Annotated in this window: 3 protein-coding genes, 1 tRNA gene and 1 pseudogene; 1 reads left to right on the forward strand and 4 read right to left on the reverse strand. The window is 46.4% G+C overall.

Annotated elements, in window-relative coordinates; all coding sequences use genetic code 11:
• Positions 1-5: 5 nt before the first annotated feature.
• Positions 6-3,669, reverse strand: a pseudogene (locus CMR00_06710) (short-chain dehydrogenase).
• Between the two features lie 104 nt (positions 3,670-3,773).
• On the opposite strand from CMR00_06710, the gene CMR00_06715 reads away from it, so the two are divergent.
• Positions 3,774-4,607 carry an AMP nucleosidase gene (locus CMR00_06715; protein PIO48155.1) on the forward strand — a complete coding sequence of 278 codons (834 nt, stop codon included), beginning with the start codon at positions 3,774-3,776 and terminating at the stop codon, positions 4,605-4,607.
• Between the two features lie 37 nt (positions 4,608-4,644).
• On the opposite strand, the gene CMR00_06720 is transcribed toward CMR00_06715, so the two are convergent.
• The 3 genes from CMR00_06720 to CMR00_06730 form a co-directional block, all read right to left on the reverse strand.
• Positions 4,645-4,721, reverse strand: a tRNA-Pro gene (locus CMR00_06720).
• Positions 4,722-4,986: 265 nt separating this feature from the next.
• Positions 4,987-5,406 (reverse strand): hypothetical protein, encoded by a 420-nt coding sequence (locus CMR00_06725; GenBank protein PIO48146.1) that lies wholly within the window; start codon positions 5,404-5,406, stop codon positions 4,987-4,989.
• 474 nt (positions 5,407-5,880) lie between these two features.
• Positions 5,881-7,614: a hypothetical protein gene (locus CMR00_06730; GenBank protein ID PIO48147.1), complete on the reverse strand. Its 1,734-nt coding sequence runs from the start codon at positions 7,612-7,614 to the stop codon at positions 5,881-5,883.
• Positions 7,615-7,647: the final 33 nt, after the last annotated feature.

Genomic DNA, 7,647 nt, shown 5'->3' on the forward strand with positions numbered 1-7,647 from the left:
TACCCCTACACAGTAATAGCATTGCCACGATAAATTCTTGACCGATAGCGCGATTCTTCTGGCACAGGCAGCGGTGCTGTTGTCAGCAGACAGGCTGTCACGAACCGTTCAAGTTCTTCTTCAATCTCACTTTCAGTTTGCGGTTTTTCTGACTTTGCACGCCGTGTGAGATCAACTTGATTGACCGCCGAGTGATGAATAAATCGTTCGTTCTCCACACCGAGTGTCGCTGTCAGACTGTGCAGTGTGGTTTTGATAAAGTTTGCCAGTGCAAATTCTTCATCGGTTGAACGCTGTGATGTCTTAGGTGTCACCAGTACAATTTGCATTTCACCGAGCAGTGAGCACTTGTGCGCAATACGAAAATGAAAGGTGAGATTGTTTTCAATCAATTCCTCAAAATCTTCTTCGTTGAAGACATTTTCCCAATTGCCTGATTTATCGGCAACGAGCGGTTTGATGGGAATGGGTTCGAACGGCATAGAAACCACGGCGTCAGGTCTGCCAAAATCAGCAACGGCTTTGTCAATAGCATCTTCGAGCTGCATGCCAATGGCACGCGCGTGCAACCGCCCTGACTTTGTCCACTCAGGGAAGCGCAAGCGAAATTGCTCAGCAATGTAGGTGCTTTTTGTCATTAAGACCACTTGCTTGACCTTATACTCACCGATGTAGGCACGCACCAAGCGCGAGGCTTCTTCGAAGAGATACTCACTGAAAATGTAGATGGTTTTACCTTCAAACTGTGCAAGGCGTTCTTGTTTAGGTTTGCCAAAGAGTTCGCCTTCTGTTACGGTGCGATCGAAGCGCAAGCCTCCAGACGGGTGGAAGGTCTCACCAGAGACACCACCTGCTGCAAGGTAATGCACGGTTGCTAACGCCACATCTTCTTCAGTTGGCATGCGTTTGAGATAGAGCATGCTTAGAATCCCATCGTGAATTTTCTTGGCTTCACGCAGCAGAAACTCTTTGCTGAAAAAGTCTTCAGTAGGCAGTGGCAAGTCGCGCAGGAACTTTGCCGCAAGCTCACGGTCGGTAAGGTAGCAGCCCGTTTTGAGTCGCTCAATGAACTTTTCTGCAATGCCCTTATCCATCAAGTGTGTGTAGGAGGCGCTGTGGCTATCGGCTGTGTTTCGAATCTGCTGTGCGAGCATTTGCAGGCGTTGATGCACCGTTGCGCCATCGAGCAATTCGCTGACGCTGTTGTGTTGCATAGTCTCGAGCAAGTCCTCGATTTTTGCACCATCGTTTAGCGCTTGAATGGTTGCAGCGTAAAGGTCATTTACGCGCTTGGTTGCTAAAATGAGCCGGCTACGGCGCTCAAAGAGTCCCGGACGATTGCCTTCACCAGCTAAGCGAATGCCTTCGACAGGACCGGGTGCAATAGCGTTGATGACAAGCTCGGGACCTAAGAACTTTGCAAAACTCTCAGCAAGTGCGCGCTGTCCGGCTTTGCTGACGGCATAATCGGCGCGGTTTGGGTAAGGCACAGCTACATACTTTTCGCCACCAAAGTATGAACTGACATTAAGAATGTAGCCATAGCCTTGTCGTTTCATCATTGGTAAGACTTTGCGCATCAAGGAAAAATTGCTGATGAGATTCGCCTTCAAGGTGTGTCGCCAATCTTTAAGATGCATATCAACGACCATAGTTTCTGCGCCTGCAATGCCAGCGTTGTTGATGAGGTAATCAATGCGCCCAAATTGTTGAACTGCAAATTCTACCAACCGTCCTAACGCTGCTTCATCAGCGACATCGACATTGGGCAAAATCGCAACACGCTCTTCAGGCAATGAATAGCCAATGCGAATGAGCTCTTTCACGATTTGTTCACGCTTGGCTTGCAATTCTGATTCTCGGCGCGCTGCTAAGACCACGCGTGCACCTGCCAGCGCAAGCATGCGACCGATTTCTCCGCCGATACCTTGTGAGCCGCCTGTAATGACAGCCACTTTACCTAAGTGCATGCCATAGAGCGAGTCAATCAAGCCTGACTGTGAGGGTTGCTCCACGTAAGTTGGCAAGTAGAGATTGATTTCCTCGAGTTTCTTTGCCGTGTTAAGAATTTCCAAAGCAAAGCCTGCGGTCAGATTGAAGTTGTTTTCCTCTTTTTGCGTAAAGCGCAGCAGCTGGTAAGCAACGACTTCAAACTTTTTGTTTGCCTTGTGCTTTGAGCACTTCGGATTCATCGCGCCAGATGCGAATGAGTTCTTCATTGGCAGCACGCAGAATGTCGTGATAGACAGAGCGCCCATAGGCTGGTGAAGAAATGAAAATCACGCGTGGCGCCTCACGCAGTTTATCTTGCTCCTCAACAAAGAACTTTGCAAGTGATGATGCTATAGCCAGCGTACCTACGATTTCTTGATCTAAGAATTTTTGCGCAAGTTCATCGCTTGTGTCCAACAAATACGCATTCTGGAAATTCTTCTCGCAGCGCGGCAGCACAATCACATTATCGATTGGCGCATCCTTGAGCAGTGAAGCAAAAAAGGTGTGTCGACTCTCTGCATCTAAGGCATTGAAATGTCGAATGTCAAACTGCGGATAGTCTGACTTTGCACGTTCATAATATACCGGATGCTGAAATGCTATTACTACGCTGGACTTCGCCTCCAAGAGCCGTTTTGCATAACCAATTGCATCATCAATCTGATCGCCTGCAATGAGCAGTGTTTTCTTACCTGTACCATCTGCAATGCGCAAGCGCGGTCGACTGGTTAGCGTAGTGCGACTTTCTTCTGGCACTTGCATGCCGTTTGTTACCTCAAAAGCATGTCCAGCAAACGCTTTAGATTCATCACTGGCAAGAAAGAGAAGGGTATTGGCGACATCTTCAGCTTTTGGGAATATCTTGGTCATCACACCAGCATTTTCACGCTGCAAAATCATCTTACCGAAGAAGTGCTCTTGTGTTGCCCCTTCTTTCTGTCCTTTGAGTCTATCCATTGCGTTGAACACAGTGCGAATTCTATCCGTGTCGATTGGACCGGGATAGACCATATTGAGCCGAATGCCTTTGCGTGAAAGCCCGAGTTCTTTGGCAAGGTGTTTGGTGAGTGCATTAAGTGCCGACTTTGGTACACTGTAGGCAGCGCGTCCGAAGTATTCAGTGCGAGAAAAAATTGTGGAGACATTGACAACACTTGCACCGACCGATAGAATATCAAACGCTGCACGTGTCATTAGCCAAGTAATGCCTAAGATGTTATTGACCGCATCAAAGACGGTTTCTGTATCCATAAAGCCTTGATTACGCAAGGCTTCAAGTTCGGCTGGTGTGAATGGCAGATTTGCCAGCGTTTGTTTTGGACCTGCAGTACCAGCGTTGTTGATTAGCACATCGAGTTTGTCAAATTGGCGCTTTACCTGCTGCATGGCTTCGTGCACTTCATCAGGATTTGCTGCATTGAACGCTAAAAGATGCAGCGATTTTGAGCGCCCGTTTTTCTCGGCACTAAACAGTTTGGCTTTGAGTTGTTGTAACTTTTCCTGATTACGTCCCGTAATGATGCAGGTTGCGCCTTCGGCTAGAAATTTGGCGGTGATTATTTCGCCAATGTTGCCAGCGCCACCTGTGATTAGACAAATTTTTCCGGCTAGTCTTCCTTGCACCTGCGTCTCGCTAGCTAACGTCGCTGTTGTATTTTTCTCTTTTGCTGGCATCTGAATTTCTCCCGATAATTACTTTTGGCTCCATTATTTTCAGTGGATTCGTGAGAAATTAAAGTTAGAAAGAATCATGCATGAATAAAAAACTTTCACAATCTATGAAAACAGAACGTTCAGTCTCGCAAGATATCTATGCGCTGCCTAAAGCTGTGCATAAAGAAGTCATTGGCATGGATATGCTCGAGCGCTACACAGGCTGTGCTGCCAGCGAACTAGGTAACTACATTTTGCTGACCAACTTTACGCGCTATGTCACAGAATTTGCAGAGCGCTTTGGTGTATCGGTAGTCAGTGGCTCAGGCTTTCAGACGGTGAATGTGCCTGATGAAGACCTCTCGCTGATTGACTACAAAATCGGCAGTCCGACTGCCGCACTGGTGATGGATTTGCTCTCATTTCGCAAGCCTAAGCCGCGTGCCGTGATTATGCTCGGATTGTGTGGTGGCTTGAACAAACGCCTTAAAGTCGGTGAGTTTATCTTACCTATTGCCGCCATTCGTGATGATGGTGCCTCGCAGCATTATATGCCCGCACATGTGCCTGCTTTGCCTACATTTAACATTCAGAAAATTCTGTCGCAAGTGCTTGTCGAGAATGGTCATACTTACCGCACGGGGGTAATTCATACGACGGACTACCGTTTTTGGGAATTTGATGATGAGTTCAAGCAAGGCTTAATTCAGGAGCGCGCCATTGCAATTGATATGGAGTGTGCCACGCTGTTTATCACTGGCTTTGCGGTCAAGGTTGCGATTGGGGCGTTGATGCTGGTCAGTGATTTACCGCTCACGAAAGAGGGAATTAAGACAAAGTCGTCAGCCAACCATGTGTTTTCGCAATACACGAAGATGCATCTTGAACTTGGCATTAAAGCCTTGCAGGAATTGCGGCGGCGCGGCGATACGCTCGATGTGCGCCATTTTGAGTGGTAGAAGTGCTAAAATGTATGCTATGAAATTTTGCAGGGTGTTGTCGGCGTGACAGGATTTGAACCTGCGACCCCCACTACCCCAAAGTGGTGCGCTACCGGGCTGCGCTACACGCCGTTGGACTGCGGAGCAAAACTGCCAAAAAATGGACTGCAAAAATACAACTTTGCTCGGAAAAAAATATGCGATTTCCTATCGTGATTCTCTCTTTGCTATAGCCCAATCGTTTTTTGCTGAAGTCAAACAATTATGTAGCCGACATACAGATGAAGGAAATCAGTTATCAGTGCACCGTTAATGTTATACGCTTTAACTGATTTCCTTGCAGAAAGACCAAGAAGTACAGTTTAGGACTAAAGCTGTTTTCATTTGATCTGCTAGATCATATCAAAGCTACCTTCATTTGATCTGCTGGATCATATTTGATGACAACTTGATCGCCGACGCGTGGAATTGCAATTTTGGACACAGGTGTTCTGATACCCACCGTGTAGGGTGCACCTGCAGCAGGGTGCACTTCCAGCATCAGTTGCACAACAGGATTATAGTTCAGCAGCATTCCTGTGTCCTGAATTGCAATGACATGGGCTTTAGCCTGCACCCCCACTTGGCGAATGTGCTCTAACTCTTTCAGACTGTTCACTGTCTGTTGTGCCTGACCTACAGCCATGTTCATTTTGTGTAAGTCCTCTTTGCCAATCAAGAGCTTGGTGAACCAACCGAGCAGTCCTTTTCCTGAAAGGATATTCTTTGTTTTAGACAATGCTTTTTCTGGATCGTGATTCACTTTGAAGTTGAGCATAAGTTCATTGCGTTTTAGTTAAAGAAATGCTTCTTATTAAAATGTGCTTAACTCCATGAGCCGTTGCAAGTTGGGCGACGCTTTTTTGTAGTTTGCACGGCGCTGCCTTTTGACTTGACAGGTTTTAGCCTTAAACCTTTCCTTTTTTGATTGTTGAAATTCTTTTTTTCGCTGATGATGCGATTGGTTAAAAGTTGATAAAGGCTTTCATACTGCATGGTATCTCTTCTCTAATGTCGCTTCCCGAAACTTTCAGACAAAGGTAGGCAGTGGAGGTCTCCAAAAAGTCTCCGTGCAAGGTAGGAGATAGAAAAAGTTTAGGACAGGAATTTGGCGAACCGTGTTGGAACCGGCAGGTCTAATTCTCTTCGGAAGGTTGCATCGCACTCGGCATATAGTTTTTTGATGGCAACTTTGTTGTTTTGTTTTTGGTAGAGCGTAAAGAGAATTTCATAACCGATTTCGGAGAGCGAGTCAGTCTGCAAAATTTTTTCTTGCCCATCTAGTCGCAGCAGGCGTATTCTGCACACTCTGTTCGTGTTGAGCCAGTTGCGCTAGCACGGAAAGATAGAGGTCTTTGAGCGATTCGCGCTCGTAGCTTGTCCACTCCTCAAGCACATCTTCTGCTAGAAAGGTGCCTTTGTAAAGTGCAGCAACTTGCTTGAGCGTACCGTATTTTTCATCGCCGTTGAGTTGCTGTAATTGTGCAACCAGTGCTTTGAAGTTAAGCATGTCTATGTCGGCATCATCACCAAAATCTAAATGGTATGCACTGTCACGCGTGGCAACGTATCCGTTTACGGTACGCTCGGGGTCGAGTGTATTACGGATTTGTAGCACTGTGTTTTTGAGTGCCTTCTTTGCTGTCAGAAAATCCGTTTCTTGCCAGAACGTATCGATCAGTGTATCTTGTGTCACGCTATGTCCATAGTGGATTAGAAGATACTTGAAGACTTGTCGAGCCTTCTTTCGTGGGCACGTTACAGTCTTACCTTTCACAGTCAGCATAAACTTGCCAAACAGCTCTACGCGAATGGCTTTAACTTTTTGCCCTGTTTCTCTCGGATGTGAAACGGCAGCATATTTCTTTGTTGCTGCTTTGCGCAGGTGCCCTGCTGAAAACACCATCTCTTCGGAATTCTCATACTCATTTAGCCTTCGCAGTTCAAGATTGATCAGCAGGTTTTTTAGACTGGTCTCAGTTGCCTCACTGAGTAGTTCTTGTGTTAGTTTTTCTTTTTGCTGGCGCCAGGCATTGGCTTTGTCTTTTTTTCCCAAGCCCTCGTAAGCGCTAATCAGTGCATCTAGTCCCACAGATTGATATGCTTTGAGCTGACCATTTTTACATGTCTCGCAATTTTCTTCGAGCAGCACTGCTGCGTCAGCAAAACGACGCATTTTCAGATAGGTTTTGCCTAGTTGATTGCGCACTTGAACTCTGAAGAGTAGGTTATTGCGGCATTGCTTATCTGCATTAAGCAAATAGGTTTCCGCTTGCTTGTGTTCTCCCAATTCTCGGAATGCTTTGCCAATCATGATGGCGTTTGAGATCAGCATGAGTGCACTTCGGTGAGAGCTAGAGCGTTGCAGTATTTTTTGGCTACGTTCCAGAACAGGCAGGGCTAGCATCAAATTATCCATCGCCAAATATGCACCCGCTACACCATTTAGTATGACAGCCTCAAGATCCTCATTTCTTGCGCTCTGCGCCAGTTGAAGTGCATCCTGCAGATATGGTAGAGCATGAGCTGGTTGAGCCAGTTCATCGGTCAGCATATTTGCCAATCCCAACAGTGTGCCTGCTAGGGCATGACACAGTTCACTGTGTTCTGAGTTTTGGGGGAAATCAGTCAAGACTTTCAGTGTATCTTTTACGCAGTGAATACCTTGGTGATAATGCTTAGTCGCTAGTTTGTAATTCCCGATACGACGGTAGACATTACCTAGAAATTTATGTGTATTTATTATGCGAGCTGTGTGACCTGTTTTTTCCGCCAGTTTCAGTACTTCACTCAGCGCACGAATTCCCGAAACAGGGTCGCCCAAAAATACCATGCCAATGCCAAATGTCGTGAGTGCACGCTGCATGCCATCTTCATACTGGATTTTCTTTGCACGCTTGTAAATATCTTTTCCTAACACCACTGCTAACTGTGGGTCTTCGTAGTAGAGCTCTTTTGAGTAAGCGAGCAGTTGCTCTAAGTGCATTAGATCAGTCGTCTCACTTTGCAGCAACTGCGT

This window comes from [Chlorobium] sp. 445 (assembly GCA_002763895.1).
Taxonomy (GTDB): Bacteria; Bacteroidota; Chlorobiia; order Chlorobiales; family Thermochlorobacteraceae; genus Thermochlorobacter.

Bases quoted from the DNA above. Each gene is read 5' to 3' on its own strand.
- CMR00_06715 (PIO48155.1), top strand. From the start codon at position 3,774: ATGAAAACAGAACGTTCAGTCTCGCAAGATATCTATGCGCTGCCTAAA.
- CMR00_06725 (PIO48146.1), bottom strand. From the start codon at position 5,406: ATGCTCAACTTCAAAGTGAATCACGATCCAGAAAAAGCATTGTCTAAA.
- CMR00_06730 (PIO48147.1), bottom strand. From the start codon at position 7,614: ATGCACTTAGAGCAACTGCTCGCTTACTCAAAAGAGCTCTACTACGAA.